General features: G+C 68.5%; 21 protein-coding genes. 20 read left to right on the forward strand and 1 reads right to left on the reverse strand.

From position 1 onward, the window contains the following. The 10 genes from ABZZ74_RS49125 to ABZZ74_RS49170 form a co-directional block, all read left to right on the forward strand. Positions 1 to 341 (forward strand): hypothetical protein (locus tag ABZZ74_RS49125; protein ID WP_356950640.1); only part of this gene is annotated, 341 nt, incomplete at its 5' end. Next, on the forward strand, positions 335 to 631 hold the full coding sequence (locus tag ABZZ74_RS49130; protein ID WP_356950641.1) for a hypothetical protein: 297 nt from the start codon (positions 335 to 337) through the stop codon (positions 629 to 631). The genes ABZZ74_RS49125 and ABZZ74_RS49130, both read left to right, overlap by 7 nt. Then, positions 628 to 981, forward strand: a complete 354-nt coding sequence (locus ABZZ74_RS49135; RefSeq protein WP_356950642.1) for a hypothetical protein — start codon at positions 628 to 630, stop codon at positions 979 to 981. The genes ABZZ74_RS49130 and ABZZ74_RS49135 overlap by 4 nt, the downstream gene beginning before the upstream one ends. Next, complete coding sequence (locus ABZZ74_RS49140) at positions 974 to 1,384, forward strand: minor capsid protein (protein WP_356950643.1); 411 nt, start codon at positions 974 to 976, stop codon at positions 1,382 to 1,384. Before ABZZ74_RS49135 ends, ABZZ74_RS49140 begins: the two co-directional genes overlap by 8 nt. A gap of 12 nt (positions 1,385 to 1,396) precedes the next feature. Beyond that, complete coding sequence (locus tag ABZZ74_RS49145) at positions 1,397 to 1,867, forward strand: hypothetical protein (RefSeq protein WP_356950644.1); 471 nt, start codon at positions 1,397 to 1,399, stop codon at positions 1,865 to 1,867. After that, complete coding sequence (locus tag ABZZ74_RS49150) at positions 1,867 to 2,349, forward strand: hypothetical protein (RefSeq protein WP_356950645.1); 483 nt, start codon at positions 1,867 to 1,869, stop codon at positions 2,347 to 2,349. The genes ABZZ74_RS49145 and ABZZ74_RS49150 overlap by 1 nt, the downstream gene beginning before the upstream one ends. Before the next feature lie 71 nt (positions 2,350 to 2,420). Next, complete coding sequence (locus ABZZ74_RS49155; RefSeq protein WP_356950646.1) at positions 2,421 to 2,558, forward strand: hypothetical protein; 138 nt, start codon at positions 2,421 to 2,423, stop codon at positions 2,556 to 2,558. A 51-nt stretch (positions 2,559 to 2,609) separates the two neighbouring features. After that, on the forward strand, positions 2,610 to 4,841 hold the full coding sequence (locus ABZZ74_RS49160) for a phage tail tape measure protein (protein ID WP_356950647.1): 2,232 nt from the start codon (positions 2,610 to 2,612) through the stop codon (positions 4,839 to 4,841). 12 nt (positions 4,842 to 4,853) lie between these two features. After that, on the forward strand, positions 4,854 to 5,753 hold the full coding sequence (locus tag ABZZ74_RS49165) for a hypothetical protein (RefSeq protein ID WP_356950660.1): 900 nt from the start codon (positions 4,854 to 4,856) through the stop codon (positions 5,751 to 5,753). Positions 5,754 to 5,766: 13 nt separating this feature from the next. Continuing rightward, positions 5,767 to 6,813: a hypothetical protein gene (locus ABZZ74_RS49170; RefSeq protein WP_356950648.1), complete on the forward strand. Its 1,047-nt coding sequence runs from the start codon at positions 5,767 to 5,769 to the stop codon at positions 6,811 to 6,813. A gap of 5 nt (positions 6,814 to 6,818) precedes the next feature. Here ABZZ74_RS49170 and ABZZ74_RS49175 read toward each other — a convergent pair whose 3' ends face one another. Then, on the reverse strand, positions 6,819 to 7,142 hold the full coding sequence (locus tag ABZZ74_RS49175) for a hypothetical protein (protein WP_356950649.1): 324 nt from the start codon (positions 7,140 to 7,142) through the stop codon (positions 6,819 to 6,821). Positions 7,143 to 7,406: 264 nt separating this feature from the next. Here ABZZ74_RS49175 and ABZZ74_RS49180 point away from each other — a divergent pair, with 264 nt between their 5' ends. The 10 genes from ABZZ74_RS49180 (at position 7,407) to ABZZ74_RS49225 (ending at position 16,738) form a co-directional block, all read left to right on the forward strand. Beyond that, positions 7,407 to 8,504 (forward strand): hypothetical protein, encoded by a 1,098-nt coding sequence (locus ABZZ74_RS49180; protein WP_356950650.1) that lies wholly within the window; start codon positions 7,407 to 7,409, stop codon positions 8,502 to 8,504. Further along, positions 8,504 to 9,364: a hypothetical protein gene (locus ABZZ74_RS49185; protein WP_356950651.1), complete on the forward strand. Its 861-nt coding sequence runs from the start codon at positions 8,504 to 8,506 to the stop codon at positions 9,362 to 9,364. The genes ABZZ74_RS49180 and ABZZ74_RS49185 overlap by 1 nt, the downstream gene beginning before the upstream one ends. A 12-nt stretch (positions 9,365 to 9,376) precedes the next feature. After that, complete coding sequence (locus tag ABZZ74_RS49190; RefSeq protein WP_356950652.1) at positions 9,377 to 11,143, forward strand: hypothetical protein; 1,767 nt, start codon at positions 9,377 to 9,379, stop codon at positions 11,141 to 11,143. Positions 11,144 to 11,213: 70 nt separating this feature from the next. Next, positions 11,214 to 12,131, forward strand: a complete 918-nt coding sequence (locus ABZZ74_RS49195) for a GH25 family lysozyme (protein ID WP_356950653.1) — start codon at positions 11,214 to 11,216, stop codon at positions 12,129 to 12,131. A 79-nt stretch (positions 12,132 to 12,210) separates the two neighbouring features. Beyond that, positions 12,211 to 12,468: a hypothetical protein gene (locus ABZZ74_RS49200; protein ID WP_356950654.1), complete on the forward strand. Its 258-nt coding sequence runs from the start codon at positions 12,211 to 12,213 to the stop codon at positions 12,466 to 12,468. After that, positions 12,465 to 12,728, forward strand: coding sequence for a hypothetical protein (locus ABZZ74_RS49205; RefSeq protein ID WP_356950655.1), 264 nt, complete (start codon positions 12,465 to 12,467; stop codon positions 12,726 to 12,728). The genes ABZZ74_RS49200 and ABZZ74_RS49205 overlap by 4 nt, the downstream gene beginning before the upstream one ends. A gap of 94 nt (positions 12,729 to 12,822) precedes the next feature. Beyond that, positions 12,823 to 14,001 (forward strand): helix-turn-helix transcriptional regulator, encoded by a 1,179-nt coding sequence (locus ABZZ74_RS49210; RefSeq protein WP_356950656.1) that lies wholly within the window; start codon positions 12,823 to 12,825, stop codon positions 13,999 to 14,001. Between the two features lie 639 nt (positions 14,002 to 14,640). Continuing rightward, a complete protein-coding gene (locus ABZZ74_RS49215; RefSeq protein WP_356950657.1) occupies positions 14,641 to 15,105 on the forward strand; it encodes a hypothetical protein in 465 nt (154 codons plus the stop codon). 87 nt (positions 15,106 to 15,192) lie between these two features. Continuing rightward, the gene (locus ABZZ74_RS49220; RefSeq protein WP_356950658.1) at positions 15,193 to 16,023 is read left to right on the forward strand and encodes a phosphotransferase; all 831 of its coding nucleotides are present in this window, start codon (positions 15,193 to 15,195) and stop codon (positions 16,021 to 16,023) included. A 250-nt stretch (positions 16,024 to 16,273) separates the two neighbouring features. Then, positions 16,274 to 16,738, forward strand: coding sequence for a hypothetical protein (locus tag ABZZ74_RS49225; RefSeq protein WP_356950659.1), 465 nt, complete (start codon positions 16,274 to 16,276; stop codon positions 16,736 to 16,738). Positions 16,739 to 16,880 lie beyond the last annotated feature (142 nt).

The following is a 16,880-nucleotide window of genomic DNA, read 5'->3' on the forward strand; positions in this document are numbered from 1 at the left end:
TGATCGCCCGCGCATCCGAGGACATCGACGAGGCCCTACTCACCGCCGTCTACTGCACCGACGCCGCCGGCATGCCCACGCACGCCGAGGTGATCGAGGCCCTGTCCAACGCCGTCTGTGCACAGATCGAATTTTGGCAGGAGACCGGCGACACCGGCACCGGAGCCGCCGGCCGATGGGACTCTGTCAGCCTCGGCCCCCTGTCCCTGTCCGGCCGCCGCGGCGGGCCCACCTACCCGGGCGCCGTCGACCTCGCCGACCGCGCACACCGCGCCCTGAACCGCGCCGGCCTACTCCCGGGGGTGATAGGCGAATGCCCGTTCTGCCTCGGTGGTTGCTAAGACACCGGATCAAGGTCGAGGCGTACCAGGGCGATTCCGCGTACGGCCCGCAGTACGGGCCGGCCGAGGAAGTGCGCGCCCTGGTCACCGGGACCATCAAGCGCGTGCGCTCCGCGACCGGCGCCGAGGTGGTGAGCACCGCGCAGGTATACGCCGCCCTCGGCCTCACCGCGCCGCCCGGCTCCCGGATCACGCTCCCCGACGGCCGCACCACCACCGTCATCAGCTTTACCGAGCACACCGCCCCGGGCCTCGGCGCCCCGGAGTCGACGGAGGTGATGTGCGAGTGACCCAGCACGTACGGATCACGTGGAACGCCGCGCCCGCTGTCCGCCGCACCCGCGCGGGCGCACTGCGCGGCGTACGGATGGCCGTCGAGCACGTGCTACAGGTCGCCCGCGGGCGCGTGCCGATCGAAGAGGGCACCCTCGAACGGTCCGGCACCGCGTCAGTCGACGAGGACAGCCTTACGGGCGCCGTCAGTTTCGACACGCTGTATGCCGTCCGCCAGCACGAGGACATGTCCCTACGGCACGACGCCGGCCGCACCGCGAAGTACCTCGAAGGACCCCTGAACGAGGAGTCCGGGACCGTCGTCGACATCATCGCCGCGCAGGTGCGGAGGGAACTCCGTGGCTGACCTGCTCGACGGCCTCGCCCGCTATCTCGACGGCCTCGGCCTGCTCGACTACGACCCGACCGGAACCAGCGGCGACACGTTCATCGAGACCATGCCGGCCGGCCCGGACAAGGCCGTTTCCCTCGCCCTGTACGACGGGGCGCCGCCCGAGGCCCGCGACGACGCCGACACCCCCCGCCTACAGGTGCGCGTCCGCGGCACCGCCGACCCCCGCGTCTCCCGCGCCCGCTGTACGGCCCTGTACCGCGCGTTGCACGGCCTCGCCGGCGTCGAGCTCCCGGACGGCACATGGCTCACTCTCGCCGCCGCACGCGGCACCCCCGCCCCGATGGGGCTCGACAGCAACGGCCGACACGAGCACGTCGTAAACCTCGACCTCGACGTGTCCGGCCCCACCCCGTAAGGAGGCCCGCCCATGGCAGGCAGCACCCGCCCCATCGACGCCCGCGGCTGGATTTTCGAAGTCGAGGACGCCGGCGCGGCGAACGAGACATGGCTGACGATCGCCGGACTGACCACGTTCACCCACAACCCGGGGGAGAACGAGGAGACCGCCGACACCACGGCTTTCGACAGTGAAGGCCACTACGAACAGGACGTCATGCAGCGCGGCGCCACCCTCGAACTGGAGGGACAGTTCCGCGTCGACAAGACCACCAAGGCGCAAGATCCGGGACAGGCGTACATCGACACCGAATGGTCCCAGCGCCTCGGTATCGACTCACGGAACATGGTCCGGTGGCGGCACGAGACACAGACCAAGTGGGTTGTGTGGGAGGCCACCGTTACGCCCGGCGAGCAGGGAGGAGGCACCAACGAGAAGACGAGTTGGTCGGCGACCATCACCCGTTGCGGCGCCGCGACGAGCACGGCGGTTGCCGGCTGATGACGACCGATACCACCGCGTGGGAAGACCTCGACGAGCAGGCGCCCGCGGCCGGCAACCCGGCCGACTTTGACGCGTTCTTCGCCGAGCAGGACACCACCCGCCCCCGGCAGACGTTCACCCTGTACGGCACCCTCTACACCCTGCCCGACTCCCTGCCGCTCATGTTCACGCTCCAGATGGAGCGCGTACAGAACAGCAGCGACCCGAACGACGTCCGCAAGATGCTCGCCACCCTGTTCGGCGCCGACACCCTCGACGTGTGGGCCGAGCACGGCATGACCGACCGACAGTTCGGCATCGTGCTCATCTACTCGGCCGCCAACGTCCGCACCCCCGACAGTGTGACCATGCAGCGCGCCGCCGAGCTGCACGACGAGCAGGAGCAGGCACGCGCCGCGGGAAAAGCGCCGGCGCCGAACCGGGCGGCGCGCAGGGCGAAGCCGAAGAACGGGAAGCGTCGGAGTTCTGGCAAGCGGTAATCCGGCACTGGTCCGCCATCGAGGGTGACCTGTCCCGCGAACACCGCGTGACCGCACGCGAGTTGGCCGCCATGTCCACCCGCAGGTTCCTCGCCCTGGTCGGCGCCCTGTCCGGGGACAGCCGCTTTGCCCGCGAGTGGCGCCGCACACCGCGCCGCGCCGACTCCCCCGAGGACATCGCCCGCATCACGGGCCTGCCCGCCCAGTAACACCCGCACCGCACCGGCACCACGGCCGGACCCACCCAAGGAGGTGAGGCCGTGGCGCTGACCGTGGGCGAACTACTCGCCACGATCGCCGTTGACGAATCCGGCGTCGACACGGGCCTGTCCCGCGCCGAGCAGGCCGTACGCGCATCCGCTACGACGATCGCCAGCGACGCCGAGCGCGCCGGCCGCCAAGCCGGCGACGCCCTCGGCGACGGCCTCGCCACCACCGCCACCACCGCCGTACGCGACGCCGGCGACGAGGTGGCCGCCGCCGGCGCAGACGTGGGCGAGGCCACCGGCGGAAGTCTCCGCGACCGCCTGTCGTCGAGTCTGAAAGTCGGCCTCGCCGGCGTAGGACTGGCCGCCGGCGCCCTGCTCATGGATGGGTTCGGCCAGGCCCTCGAACAGGGACAGATCACCGGCCGCCTCGGCGCCCAACTCGGCGCCACCCCGGCCGAGGCCAAGAAGTACGGCGAGATAGCCGGCGCCATGTACGCCGACGCCGTCACCGAGGATTTCCAGGGCGCCGCCGACGCGATATCGGCGACCATGCGCGCGGGCATCGCCCCGCCGGACGCAACCAATGCACAGATCCAGAGCATCGCAACGAAGGTTTCCGACCTCTCGGATACCTTCGAACTCGACCTCGGACAGACCGCAAACGCCGTCGGTCAAATCCTCAAGACAGGACTTGCGAAAAACGGAACGGAAGCCCTTGACGTACTGACTAAGGGCCTGCAAAACATGGGCCCCCGGGCCGATGACATCGCGGATACCTTCAATGAGTACTCGACGATTTTCCGTAATCTCGGCCTCGACGCAACCACGGCCACGGGCCTTATGTCGCAGGGTCTCAAGGCGGGCGCGAGAGACACGGATGTTGTCGCAGACAGCTTGAAAGAATTCCTGCTCACTGTGCAGGGTGGCGGGCCCCAGGTCGACGCCGCTTTCAAGTCCATCGGCCTCAACGGCAAGGATATGCAGGCCGCCTTTACTGAGGGCGGGCCGAAAGCCTCGGCGGCACTGGACCAAGTGTTCACCGCCATGCGGAAGATCAAGGATCCCGCGGAGCGCAACGCGCTCGCTCTGTCGCTTTTCAAGACGAAGTCCGAGGACATGCAGGCAGCGCTTTACGCGCTCGACCCGTCCAAGGCCGTCGACACGTTGGGCAAGGTAGGCGGCGCCGCCTCGCAGATGGGCGATTCCCTGCGCGACAACGCAGGGACCAAGATCGAGGCTTTCAAGCGCGGCGCCCTGCAGACGTTGACCGAGTTCATCGGCAACACCGTCATCCCCGTACTGTCGAGCCTGTTCTCATTCGTCAGCGAACACCAAGGCGTATTCACCGCTTTCGCCGCCGTGATCGCCGCCGTAGTGATTCCGACGATTACCGCTCTCGGAGTTCAGTCGCTCATTGCGGGCGCCAAGATGGCCGCAGCGTGGATTACAGCCATGGGCCCGATCGGCTGGATTGGCCTCGCCATCGGCGCATTGGTCGTGCTGATCGTCGCCTACTGGGGCGACATCAAGAAATACACACTAGCCGTTTGGGATTGGTTCGTCGGAAAGATCGTGTGGGCCAAGGACGCCGCCGTAAACGCGTTCCTGAACTTCACACTCATCGGCCTATTGATCAAGCACTGGTCAACCATCAAGTCCGGAGCCATCGCCGGCTGGAATGCTGTCGTAAATTTCGTCAAGGGTATTCCGGGATTGCTGTATCAGGCATTCCTCAAGTGGACGCTACTCGGCCTGATCATCAGTCATTGGCAGAACATCAAAACGGCCACGGTCAACAAGGCCGGCGAAATGGTCACGTGGGTACGTGCCTTGCCGCAGAAGATTTCCAACGGAATCGGCTCCCTAAAGTCTCTGCTCTACGACAAGGGAATCGACGTCGTGCGCGGCCTGTGGAACGGCATCAAGTCCATGGGTTCCTGGCTCCGTTCCACGCTGATCAGTTGGGCGAAGGATCTGATCCCGGGCCCGATCGCCAAGGCACTCGGGATCCACAGCCCCAGCCGCGTCATGGCCCGATCCGTCGGTCGATGGATTCCGGCCGGCGTGGTCAAGGGCATTCGCGCCGGACAGGGCGCCCTCAACCGCGTCATGTCGACGCTGGTCACCCCACCCGCCATACCGGCATTCGCCGGCGCCCCCGTGGGGGCGTTCACCGCGCCGGCCGCCGGCGGAGTGCACATCGAGCACTGGCACGCCGCCGAGAACGGCACCCCCGACGACAACGCCCGCGCGCTCGCGTGGGCCGCCAAGGCGAGGGGGTGAGCCGTGACGGAGATGAGCGTTCAGGCCGCCCTCACCGCCGGCGCCCTGGTCACTCGACCCGGGCACGTCCAGTACGGCGACCTGCTCATCGGGCCCGGCACTCCCTACCGGTGGAAAGCCATCACCGGATGGGAGGAGCTTCCGACCCTCGATTCCGGATCGGTCGCCCGCGCCGACGCGCACGGCTCGATACCGGGCCGCCTGCTCGCGCAGGCCCGCACCATCGGCCTCGACGGTTTGATGGTGCGGGCACCCCGCGAGAGCATCGGCGCCGCCGTGGCCGCCCTCAACCGCGCCACCGTGCCCGTCGAGGCCGAAGTGCCGTTCGTGGCATGGCTTGACGAGCGCGGCCCCCTGCTCGCCTACGCGCGCGCCGTACGCCGTGCCCTGCCGGCCGGCCTCGGGTACCGCCTCGGAGTCATCACGGACGGGGCGATCCAGTGGGAGGCGAGCGACCCGCGCCGTTACGAACTCACCGAGCGCAGCGTGTCGGCGACCCTGCCCATGTCCGAGCCCGGAATCGACTGGCCGCTCACGTGGCCGCTCGACTTCGGGCAGCCGGGCAGCACCGGCGCCCTCACCGCGGAGAACACCGGCGACGCCGACACGCACCCCGTGATCGAGTTCCGCGGGCCCGTCGACCGGCCGTCGCTCACCTGCCTCGCCACGGGCGACCTACTCGAATACGACCTCACCCTGTCCGCCGAGGACGTGCTCACCATCGACACCCTCGCCGGCACGGTCACCCTCAACGGCACCGCGTCACGGCTCTACACCGCCACCGCGCGCAGCGTGCCCGAGCAGACGTTCACCCTTCCCCCCGGCACAACGAACCTGATCTTCCGCGCCGCGCCCGGACCTGCGGACCCCGCCGCCTCGGCCACCGTCCGCTACCGCGCCGCCTACTGGTAAGGAGCCCCCTCGCATGTCCGTGCGCGCCGCATGGCTACTACCGACCTCGCAGACCAGGGAAGACACCCGCCTGTCCCCCGTCGGCACCTTCACCCCCGCGGCCGAACTACGCACCCGGCCCGGCATCGTCCCCGGAGGCAACCCGTTCGCCGCGACCGGCGCCGGAGCGATGACGCTGCAAATCGGCACCGGCCGCGCCATCGTGCAGGGCACCACCGCGCAGGGCGCCTACCCCGTCACGGTCGACGTCCCGGAAACCGTCACATTCGCCGACGGACACGCCCAGTTCGGCCGGTACGACGCCGTGATCATCCACGTCTACGACCAGCTTTTCGACACCAGCGGGCAGAACATCGCCCGCGTCGAGATCGTGCAGGGCGAACCCCTCGCGACCCCGGTAGCGCCGACCCTGCCCGCCGCGTCCCTGCTGCTGTGGCTGGTCACCGTGCCCGCCGGCACATCCGCCGGCGCCGGCGGTATCAGTTGGTCCTCGGCCCTCGCCGACCGCCGTCAGTTCACCACGGCGGCCGGCGGCATCACCCCCGCCGGGGGCGGCACCTCCTACACCGGCGCCTATGACGGGCAGTACCGCGACACTGGCAGCGGCCTCGAACGCTGGAACGCCACGGCCGCCGCGTGGCAGGCGTACCCGCCCACCCCGGCCCGCCCCCTGATGACACGACAGGTGACACAGGCGCCCATAGGCACGACCACCGGGGCATTCGTCGACTTCACCGCCGCCCAGTGGCCGCGAATCGTGTTCACCGTGCCCCCGTCCGGCGCCGTGTGGATTTCCGTAAACGGACAGGTCAGCAACCGCAACACGACGTCCGCCACGGCATGGATGACGTGGCGAGCAACCGGCGGGTACACCGAGGCCGCGGGATCCCTTACCGGCCTGTCCGCGCAGGGAGGCCGCGTCATCGGCACCCGCCGGGCCTACCGCAGCGGCCTCACTCCGGGCGCAAGCGTGACGATCATCCCCGGATGGAACGTGTCGTCCATCGGTACGGACACGTTCATAACCGACGGTCAGCTCACTGTGGAGTTTGTCCAGTGATGAACTCACTGTTCGGTGCGCTGAGTCTGTGCCCGTGCACGCCCGCCGCGCGATCCGTCAGTAAGCGTTGTGGTCGATTGACGATCTTGCGCCGGAACCTCCGGCTCGTTGTTGCTGAGCCACCCGAGCGCCCCCATAACGAGGATGGACAGCGTCATGAAAGTGACGAACGCTCCACCGCCGGACAGGATGGCTCCGGGCACGCTGTGTTGATCCTGATGGGCGAGCACTCCGGCCACCACGCCCACTAGGACGGAAAAGACAAAGGCCAGAGTCACGAGAAGCGCCCGGATCTGGTTCGGGGTAAACCGCACGGTCGTACCTTTCATGTGAAGGTGGTCGACCTGCGGCGGGCAGCCTCAGCGCGACCACCGCGTTTCCCTACGGGTGATCTAACTGAGGCCCGCGTCAAAGCCTTTCTTGATGACCGAGACGCTCCCCCATGACGCAGCGCCTATATCGGCCCCCCGAGACAGCTCCTCGGGCAGCTTTCCGCAGTCATCGTTGCTGCGGCTCTTCAACTCCGAGGCCAACGTACACATTTGCCTCCCTTGATCGCCATACCTAGTCGATTCAAAGGAGGACATGCACCCATGACGCTCGCTTCGTACCGCCTGCTCGTTTGCGATCTGCGGTCCGATCAGCTACTCGACGTGCTGCCCGTACAGGGCGTGTCCCTCGACGACTACATAGGCAAGACCGGCCGGCTCACCGGAACCGTACCAATCCCGAACACCGAGATAGCCGCACGGGCCCGCCGCGCCCTGGTACCCGGACGCACCGCGGTATGGGTCGAGCGCAACCGAGACATCTGGTGGGGCGGAATCCTGTGGACGCTGTCTCTGGCCAGCGACGACCGCGGGCGCCTCGGCGTACAACTCCAGTGCGGAGGTTGGGAGTCGTACCTGTACCGCCGCCTGTTGCTCACCTCGCAGGAAGCCGTACAGGTCGACCAATTCGACATTGCCCGCGGCCTGCTCGACTACGTGCAGAACACCCCCGGCGGCGACCTCGGCATCACATACGACACAGCCGCCTCTGGCACCGTCCGCGACCGGACGTTCAGCCGCTACGACCTGAACACCGTGGGCGACCTGCTCGATCAGCTCGCCGCCGTCGAGGGCGGATTCGAGTGGCGCATCGCCTCGCACCGCGACCCCGACGGCCGCCGCGTCAAGGTGATGCAACTCGGCTCCCCCACGATCCGGACCGGCGCATCCGACATCGTGCTCACGCACCCCGGGCCCATCACGTCCTACACATGGCCCGTGGACGCAACCACGCTCGCCAACGCGTGGCAGTCCCGCGGCGCATCCGTCAACAGCAACCAGGCCACCACGAGTTACCCGCTCACCTCGCCCGTGCTGGTCGATGACACCGCCATCGGCGAGGGGTGGCCGCGCCTCGACGGATCATCGGACTACAGCACCGTAGAGGTACAGGCCACGCTCGACGCGCACGCGCGGGCCGACTGGACGGCCGCACGCTCGCCGGCGCAGATACCGGAGATCACGGTTCGCCTCGACGGCACGCTCACGCCGGCACTCCTCGGCGCCACCGTCCGCATCCGCATTCGCGATCTGTGGCACCCCACCCCCCTCGACGCCCGGTATCGCGTGGTCGGCCTGTCCATTACGCCGCCCGAGCGTGGGCGCCCCGAGACCGCAAAGCTCTATCTGGAGGTTCCCTAGTGGCCGCCGTCCCACAGGATCTACTCGACCGCCTCGCCGCCCTCGAACGGGCCGTCCGGCAGCTCACCGGCCGCGCGAACATCCGCCCGGCCCTGAACGAGATCAATGGCGGCGCCGTCAAGATCGGCGAGGGCGGATCACTGGAAGTCATCGGCCCCAACGGCGAGTCCGCATTCCGCGCCGGACAGTGGCCGCAGGATGGTTCTTACGGCACGCGCCTCGGCCGCGACGACGGCACCGCCGCATGGACCGTCGGGGGATCCGGCACCGACACCAACAACATGGTCCGCATGTGGTCGCGCGACCTGAACGCGCCGGCCCGCGTGCTGATCATGGACGACGCGTTCAGTGATCGGTTCCTCGGCCGCCCATGGATGCCGCTCGATCTCCACCCCACAGAACGGCAGTCCTACACCGGCACGACCTACGAACCCGCATGGGCCGGCCGCGGCCCCGTGTGGAACGCCGTTGCCGAGATCAGCCTCATGACGTACGCCAACACCGGTGGCGGACAGGTCAAGGTCACCCGGAAGTACAACGGCACCGAGACCACCCTCGACGAGTGGGATTGCCCAGCCAACGCGTGGACGAGCCGCGTGGTCACTGCGCCGATGGACAGTATCGACTTCATGGACACCGTCGAGTGGACGATCTACCACCGCGCCAAGAGCGCGAGTCAGAACGTCGAGTCGCGTCTGTGGCGAGCGATCAGCCGCAACACGATCACCGCCGACGAGACGCCCACCGATCCCGTGCGCACCACGGCGACCGTGGCCGCCACCGCGCCGGCCGCCGACGAGCAGGCCGCCACCGACACCGCGCCGAGCACCGCGCCGGCACTCCGCCCCATCGACGACTAGGAGCCGTGCCCCATGCCCCTGCCCGAGGGCATCCCCACCGTGACCGTCACCGGCCGCTACCTCACGCCCGATGGCCGCCCCCTCACGGGAACGGTGATCTTCCGAGCCCCGTCCATCCTCACCATCCGCGACTCAGACGTCATTCTCGGCGGGCCCGTCACGGTCAAGCTCGACAGCACCGGCGCCCTGTCCGTCACCCTGCCCGCCACCGACACCCCCGGCGTCGACCCGTCCGACTGGGCGTACATCGTCACCGAACAGCTCGAAGGGGTCACCAGCAACCGTCAGTACGCGATCCTGCTACCAGCCGAGAACCCCGAGGCCGACCTCGCCGACCTCGCCCCCACCGACCCGCGGACCCCCAACTACATTGCGGTACGCGGAGATTCGGCGTACGAGGTGGCCGTAGCCGCGGGATTCGTCGGCACCGTCGCGCAGTGGCTCGCCTCCCTGGTCGGCGCACCGGGCCCCAAGGGCGACCGCGGAGCGACCGGAGCAACCGGAGCCACGGGCGCAGCGGGCCCCAAGGGGGACACCGGAGCGACCGGCGCCCCCGGCGTGGTCCAGTCCGTCAACGGCAAGAGCGCCGCCGCCGTGGTGCTCACCGCCGCAGACGTGGGCGCCGTGGCCAGCGACACGGGCAAGGTCAACGGCACGTTCGCCCTCGACGGAGCCCCCGGCACCTATCGGCCGATCAAGCTCCAGACGGCCGGCCTCGACCGGTGGCAGATCCAGAACGACGGAACCGCCGAGGGCGGCACCGACACCGGGTCGAACTTCCGCATCGGCGCCCGCCACGACGACGGAACCGATAACGGCGTCGCCGTGTTCATCCGCCGCGACAACCGACGCGTGGTCATCAACGGCACGTCCACCGCCGGCGAATCCGTCCTCACCGCCACGGGCGCCATCGGCGCAAAGGACATCACCGCGGACCCGGCCACCTCCGCCGGCTCCATTCAGCTCTACTCAAAGAGCGGACTGCCGTACATCAAGCAGGGCGACGGCACCGTGTTTCAGGTGGGCACCGGCGGCACCGCACCGGTTACGTCCGTCAACACCAAGACAGGCGCCGTTGTCCTCGCCGCCGCCGATGTGGGCGCCATCGCCACGACCGCGGCCGGCGCCGCGTCCGGCGTCGCCCAGCTCGACACCGCAAGCCGGCTCCCCGCCGCCCAAGCCCCGACCGCCTCGCCGCGCAACGTGTGGACACCGCAGGCCCTCGGATTCGCCGCATGGTCGTGCGACCCGTACGGCGTGGCCAACCCGACCGCGAAGTACCTCACCCCGCAGCGCCTCTACCTCACCGGCATCTACATCACGGAGAACACCACCGTGACCAAGGCCGTGATGTTCGCCCGCGGGTACGGGGGCGTGACCGCGGACCGGTTCATGGCCGGCATCTACCGCGAGGACGGAACGCGCGTGGTCGCATCGAGCGCCGTCGCCCTCACGATGGCCGGACAGGAGACCGGAGGACTCAACGGCATGGCGACCAACCACATCGGAGCCGTGCCCCTCTCGTTCACCTCGACGACCCTCACCCCGGGCCGCTACTGGGTGGCGTGGCTCATGACCGTTGGCGCCGCTACCGACTTCTCGTTCTTCCACGTGCAGAACGAGTCTCCGATCGCCACCGCCAACTTCTACATGACCACCACCCCGTTCCCCCGCGCGTGGTACATCGCCAGCCAGAGCACGCTACCCACCACAGTCAGCCCGACGGCCTCGACCGCGCTCGCCGACCACGACATCCCCATAGTCGCGCTCGCCGCCTGAATCCCTCCTCACCACCCGCACGCCCCGGCACCGCGCCGAGGGCGTTTTTTCATGTCTGGAGACACCCACCATGACGAGCACTTCCCGCGGCCTCGACGTGTCCGCCTACCAGGGCACGCAGGATTGGGCCAAGCTCAAGTCCGACGGCCTCACCTTCGCGTTCGCCAAGGCGAGCGAGGGACAGAAGACGCACGACCCCAAGTTCGCGACCCACATCCGCGGCATCAAGGCCGCCGGCCTCATCCCGGGCGCGTATCACTTCGCGTGGCCGAACCAGTCCGCCGCGACCGAGGCCGCGAACTACATATCGGCCGTCAAGCCATACGCCGGCCCCGGGTTCCTGCACTGGCTCGACCTCGAACGCTACGACGACGGCCGCAACTACAGCGGGAAGACCGCCGCACAGATCAAGGCGTACGCCGCGGCATGGGTGGCCGCCGTGCAGAAGGCATTCCCCGGGCAGCGCGTCGGGATCTACACGAGCGCGTCGGACATCGCCGCCGGCCGCGTCCCAGCCGGCCTCCCTCTGTGGTACCCGGCGTACCCGGGCGCGAGCGTCGACACGTACGCCGAGGCCGAGAAGCACGCCCGGCCCGCGCCGAGTGGGCGAACGGTCACGTTCTGGCAGTTCACTTCCACCCCGCTCGACCGGTCCATCTGCTACCTGTCCCCCAGCGCGCTCAAGACGTGGGCCAAGGGCGAGGCCGACGAGGACGACGCCAAGCCGTACACCCCGCCAGCGTTCCCGGCCGGCCTCGCCCCGAACAAGGCCAAACCGTCCGCCGTGACGCTTCAGCGCGCGCTCATGACTGCCGGCTACATGCCCAAGGCCGTGCCCGAGTCGCCGCACTACGGCCCGCAGACGCAGGCCGGCGTGATCAAGTTCCACAACGCGCACCCGCAGTACCGCGCCGCGGGCAAGAAGTCCGACCCGGCCATCGGCCCGAAGGGTTGGGCGTACCTCTTCCGCCTCGCCTACGGCAAGTAGCCGCCTCTACCCGTCCTCGGCACCGCGCCGAGGACGGGCCCCTGCCGTACCCCACCCACACGGAAACGAGGCACCGCCCATGAGCCCCACCACCAAGCACACCATCCGCACCGGCATTCAGACCCTGCTCGCCATCGCCGCCGTCGTGCCCCTGCTCGCCGCCGCCATCGCCAACACCGACGGCCTCGCCGAGGCCCTGCCGTGGCTCGCCGCCACCGCGCCGACCGCCGCCACCATCGCCGCCGGGGTCGCCCGCATCATGGCCCTGCCCGCCGTCGAGACGTTCCTCGACCGCCTCGGCATCGGCCTCACCGACGACGGAGGCAGCACCGAGTGACCGCGCCCCCGCCGTCCGACCCGGCCGCCGTCGCCCTCGAACTCGAACGCATCCGCCGATCGATCGAGGTGGGATTCACCCGCCAAGACGGAGCCCTCGCCCTACTCGTCCAACGCACCGACCAGACCGACGCGGAGATCAAGGAGCACGCCGCACGCCTCGACGCCCTCGAACGCGCACGGTGGCCCTTGCCATCCCTCGCCGCCCTGGTCGGCGTGACCGGCCTCGCCCTGTCCGTCTGGCAGTTCGCCACCCGATAGACCGGCCCCCCCGCATCGCCGTGCACGGCGATGCGGGGGGGGCCTCATGGTCGTTGCCTGCGCACCCAGTTCAGCGACGCCGTACTCTCGAATCATGAGCGCCAACTTCGGTGAACGGCTCCGTGAGATTCGCAAGCGCCGGGGCCTGAGCCAGCGAGAGTTGTCCCAGAACTCAGGCGTCTCCCTCTCGCTCATCCGCAAGTTGGAGCAGGGGGAGCGAGAAGACACACGTCTCGAAACGGCCCGCCAACTCGCCAGCGCGCTCAAAGTACCTACCACGCGGCTCGTCGCGGAGCACGCCGAGGAGCCTGCCGACGATGCGACCGTGAACCGTTGGGCGCCTGTTCACGCAGCTCTCGCGGCACCTGTGCAGCTTGATGGCCTGGCGGAAGCGCCCACCTTCGAAGGCGTCCGAGATGCCGTCAGGGCAGCCGTACCACTCTTCTCACATGATCGCTTCGTAGAGCTTGGCACAGCTCTTCCGTCCCTCTTGCGCGACGCGGAAGCGCTCACTGAAATCGACCCACGCGGCCGACCACTTCGCGCCCGGCTTCTCGAACTCACCGGCTGGCTCATGACCCAGACCCGACAGTTCGACGCAGCGGAAATGGCTCTCGACCGGGCCCTCGATGATGCCGCCGACCGCATCCAGGGTGCGTCCACCGTCAACACTCAGTGCTGGCTACTCCTGCGTAGAGGGAAACTCGCCGACGCCCGCGAGTTGGCCGCACAGTGGGCCGATGACGTCGAACCACGCATGTCCCGAGCGACGCCCGCCGAACTGAGCACCTGGGGCTGGCTGTTGCTACGCCTCTCGGCGGCGGCCGTCCGTGATAACCGCCCTGGTGAAGCCGAGGACGCCCTACGCCTCGCCAATTCAGCCGCCGTGGCCCTTGGACGCGAGTGCACGCCCGAAGGTGATTTTCTGCGGACCTTTGGCCCCGTCACCGTGGCTTTGAAGCGCACGGAAAACGCCATGGTGGCCGGACAGCCCGACAAGGTGCTCACACTGGCCTCGCGGATCCCCACGAATAGCCTGAAACCGACCTCCAACAATAGAAACCGCCACCTACTCGACGTTGCGAACGCTTACACGCAACAAAGGCAGTACGCGGAAGCCGTTGACGTCTTCAAGCGAATCCGGGCCGGCTCGCCTCAGTGGCTGCCCAACCAGCGATACGCCCGCGACATCCTCGCCGGCATAGTGGGCAAACGGCGGACCTTGACGCCCGACATGCGAGAGCTAGCAGACCTCGTCAAGCTGCCCGTGTGACGCTCTGTGGCACTTCCGCCTCCCTCTCCGTAAAAGTGCCATCGACGCACAGTCACAGCAGCTCATAGCTTCACTACATGGCTACCACGGAAAAAGATCAGACGGCCGTGCCGCCCAAGAGCCTCGTGGTCGGCTCCTTAGCGAAAGACCTCGAACGCAACAAAGACGGCCTCGTCATGGGTCACCTCGGAGCGGACCGCGTACAGCTCCGCCCGATTGGCGGAGGCACAGAGTGGGACGCCTTCCAGGTGAGACCGCTAACCGAGGCCGAGCAAACGCGGCTACACCCAGCGCCCCAAGCAGCGGCGGAAAGGGCTGGCCAGTGAGCGGACGCTACGCATCCCGCATACGGCCACGCCCCTCTGACCCGCTCGGTTTCTTCCTCAACCTGCTGTGGGCCGTCGGTACAGCCGCCGGTTTCGTCTGCCTCGGCCTACTCGCCGGTAACCACGTCGACGAACCGCTTGCCCGCAACCCTGCGCTCACCAACCCCGACGTGGCTCCAGCCGAATAAGGCTCCCCGCCCGCTCGGATGCTTCCTGCTCCCCCCGGGCGGGCGGGGGTACCACCGCGGCCGAGGTCGCTGCGGCTACCTCGGCGCGCACACCAGGTGCCACCCAACACAAGGAGATACGAGTCGTGACCACCACGGAGAAACGCACCACTACCGATGCGCGCTCCCTGATCAGCACCGAAATGCGTGAGACCCTGGTCGACAACATGCGCGCCAAGTTCCCCGAGTTGACCGAGGAGAAGGCAGACCGAGGCGTCGGCCAGATGCTCGCCTTCCTCGCCGCGTGCGACTACGCCGACCGACCGCTCAGCCCCTCGCCGCTCGTCGACGACTTCTGGCACGCCTTCCTGCTCCACACCAAGGCGTACGCCGAGTTCTGCGAACAGCGTTTCGGTCGCTTCCTGCACCACCAGCCGGGATTCCTCGACAGGGAGGAGCACGGCGGCGGCAAGGCCCTGCGCGCGCTGACCGTCGACTCGATCACTCTCGCTGGGTACGAGATCGACATGGAGTTCTGGCCCGAGCTGGACCTCGCCGACTGCTCGCAGTGCCACGCGAACTGCTCGGACAGCCCGAACCACCCGAAGTAGTTCCCCCTGCCGGTCCTCGGTCTGTGCCACGCTGTGGCCAGGCCGGGGGCCGACCCTGTTTCGCTCGACCCACGCAGGAGACCGCGGGTGGACCGCATCCAATGGCACGACCTACCGGCGCCGACCCGGACCGCTGTAGAGCGTCACACAGGCCCGGTCGAAACGGCCGAGACCGCGCCGCACGGCGTCATGTCCCGGCTCGCCTGCACCGTCCGCACCCCCGAGGGCCGCGCGTTCATCAAGGGCACTCGGAGCGATGACCCGCAGGGATGGGTCTATCGCCACGAGTCGCGGGTCACCCGATGCGCACCCCTCGCCCCCCGCGTGTTGTGGGAGGTCGACGCTGGCGGGTGGACGCTCTACGGGTACGAGTACATCGAGGGTCGGCACCCGGACCTGACTCCGGGGTCCGACGATCTCGCCCCCCTGCTGCGCACGCTTACCGTCGTCTCAAGGACGGCATGGCCCGAGGCACTGAACAAGAGGCCGCTTCACAAACGGTGGACTGAGTTCCTGCCCGAGGACGTGCCGCCCGGATTGCAGGGCCGAGGACTCGCCCACACGGATATGTCCCCGCACAACATGCTGATGACCAGGGGCGGCAAGCTGCTGCTACTGGACTGGGCCCTCTCCTGCCCTGCGCCCGCGTGGGCCGACACGGCACTTACGGTGCCCCGGCTGATCTCCGCCGGCCACACACCGCAACAGGCCGAGACAATCGCCCGGCAGGTTCCCGCGTACCGTGCGGCCGACCCTGCCACCGTCACCACGTTCGCGCGCACCGTCTACGCCGCGTGGGAGAACTGGGAACGAACACGCCCCATGCCTCACAGGGCCGCTCTCACCGCCGCCGCCCAGACATGGGCCACGTACCGCGAGAAGTGGCGCCAGACGGGCACGCACGCCCTTTCTCCTTGATCGGCCGCGCCGCCCCTGACCCCCGCGGGGGCGGCGCGGTCCCTTGGTGCACCTGAGCGCGATAATCAGCCCCGACGGACACCTTCGATGCACAGAACGCGGGAATGCGAGCGACGTGGCTGAGGGCCAGCGTTCGGCGCTCCGGGAGTCACCCTGGGCGTCGGAACGCAGAGCCGTCGGGCGGTACGCCACCTCTGAAATCCCTCAAATGCCCTGCTTTCCGGACAACGGCATCCCAGCATCGGAGGTTATGCAGATCGAGCTCTCCGCGCCCGTTGCCGCAACGGCCGCGGCTGTGATCACGTGGACCGGGGTTGTCCTGTCCGCGAGGCGGACGTCCCGCATCACGTGGCAGGCCTCCCACGTAGAGCGCCAATACGCGGCCCTCACCACGTTCGTCGAGGCAGCACAGATGGTGGTCTACCTCGCCGACCGGCCGGAAGGCCCAGAGCAAGTGGGCAAACTTGTCCAGAGTTGGACAGCAGTGCAACTCACCGCTCCAAGGCACCTTCTCCAGCACGCGGCATACGTCCTTGACGCCGTTCGAGAGGTCGACATCAAGTCCTCGTACGTGGAAGAACCCCCGGAGAGAGACACCACGGAACACAAGATGACCTTCGAGCAAGCACGAGCTGAACTAGAACGCCGCTGCGTCAACATGGTGGCGGCGATCCGCACCTGGCACGAGCGCCCTGGCCCCACCCCCTGGGGATAGGCGACTCGCCGGCGTTCGACTGGTCGCAGCGGACGAGTCGCACCTGGGTATATGACGGCCCCGGCCCCTCCGATGGAGGTGCCGGGGCCGTCGTCGCACGTCCAAACGTTGCGACCCACCTGTTTTGCACGTCCTATCCAGG

This window comes from Streptomyces sp. NPDC006476 (assembly GCF_040612015.1).
Taxonomy (GTDB): Bacteria; Actinomycetota; Actinomycetes; order Streptomycetales; family Streptomycetaceae; genus Streptomyces; species Streptomyces griseorubiginosus_B.

Excerpts from the sequence above, each read along its gene's own strand:
- ABZZ74_RS49145 (WP_356950644.1), top strand. The coding sequence starts at position 1,397 with ATGGCAGGCAGCACCCGCCCCATCGACGCCCGCGGCTGGATTTTCGAA.
- ABZZ74_RS49150 (WP_356950645.1), top strand. The coding sequence starts at position 1,867 with ATGACGACCGATACCACCGCGTGGGAAGACCTCGACGAGCAGGCGCCC.
- ABZZ74_RS49155 (WP_356950646.1), top strand. The coding sequence starts at position 2,421 with ATGTCCACCCGCAGGTTCCTCGCCCTGGTCGGCGCCCTGTCCGGGGAC.
- ABZZ74_RS49165 (WP_356950660.1), top strand. The coding sequence starts at position 4,854 with ATGAGCGTTCAGGCCGCCCTCACCGCCGGCGCCCTGGTCACTCGACCC.
- ABZZ74_RS49170 (WP_356950648.1), top strand. The coding sequence starts at position 5,767 with ATGTCCGTGCGCGCCGCATGGCTACTACCGACCTCGCAGACCAGGGAA.
- ABZZ74_RS49175 (WP_356950649.1), bottom strand. The coding sequence starts at position 7,142 with ATGAAAGGTACGACCGTGCGGTTTACCCCGAACCAGATCCGGGCGCTT.
- ABZZ74_RS49180 (WP_356950650.1), top strand. The coding sequence starts at position 7,407 with ATGACGCTCGCTTCGTACCGCCTGCTCGTTTGCGATCTGCGGTCCGAT.
- ABZZ74_RS49190 (WP_356950652.1), top strand. The coding sequence starts at position 9,377 with ATGCCCCTGCCCGAGGGCATCCCCACCGTGACCGTCACCGGCCGCTAC.
- ABZZ74_RS49195 (WP_356950653.1), top strand. The coding sequence starts at position 11,214 with ATGACGAGCACTTCCCGCGGCCTCGACGTGTCCGCCTACCAGGGCACG.
- ABZZ74_RS49200 (WP_356950654.1), top strand. The coding sequence starts at position 12,211 with ATGAGCCCCACCACCAAGCACACCATCCGCACCGGCATTCAGACCCTG.
- ABZZ74_RS49210 (WP_356950656.1), top strand. The coding sequence starts at position 12,823 with ATGAGCGCCAACTTCGGTGAACGGCTCCGTGAGATTCGCAAGCGCCGG.
- ABZZ74_RS49225 (WP_356950659.1), top strand. The coding sequence starts at position 16,274 with ATGCAGATCGAGCTCTCCGCGCCCGTTGCCGCAACGGCCGCGGCTGTG.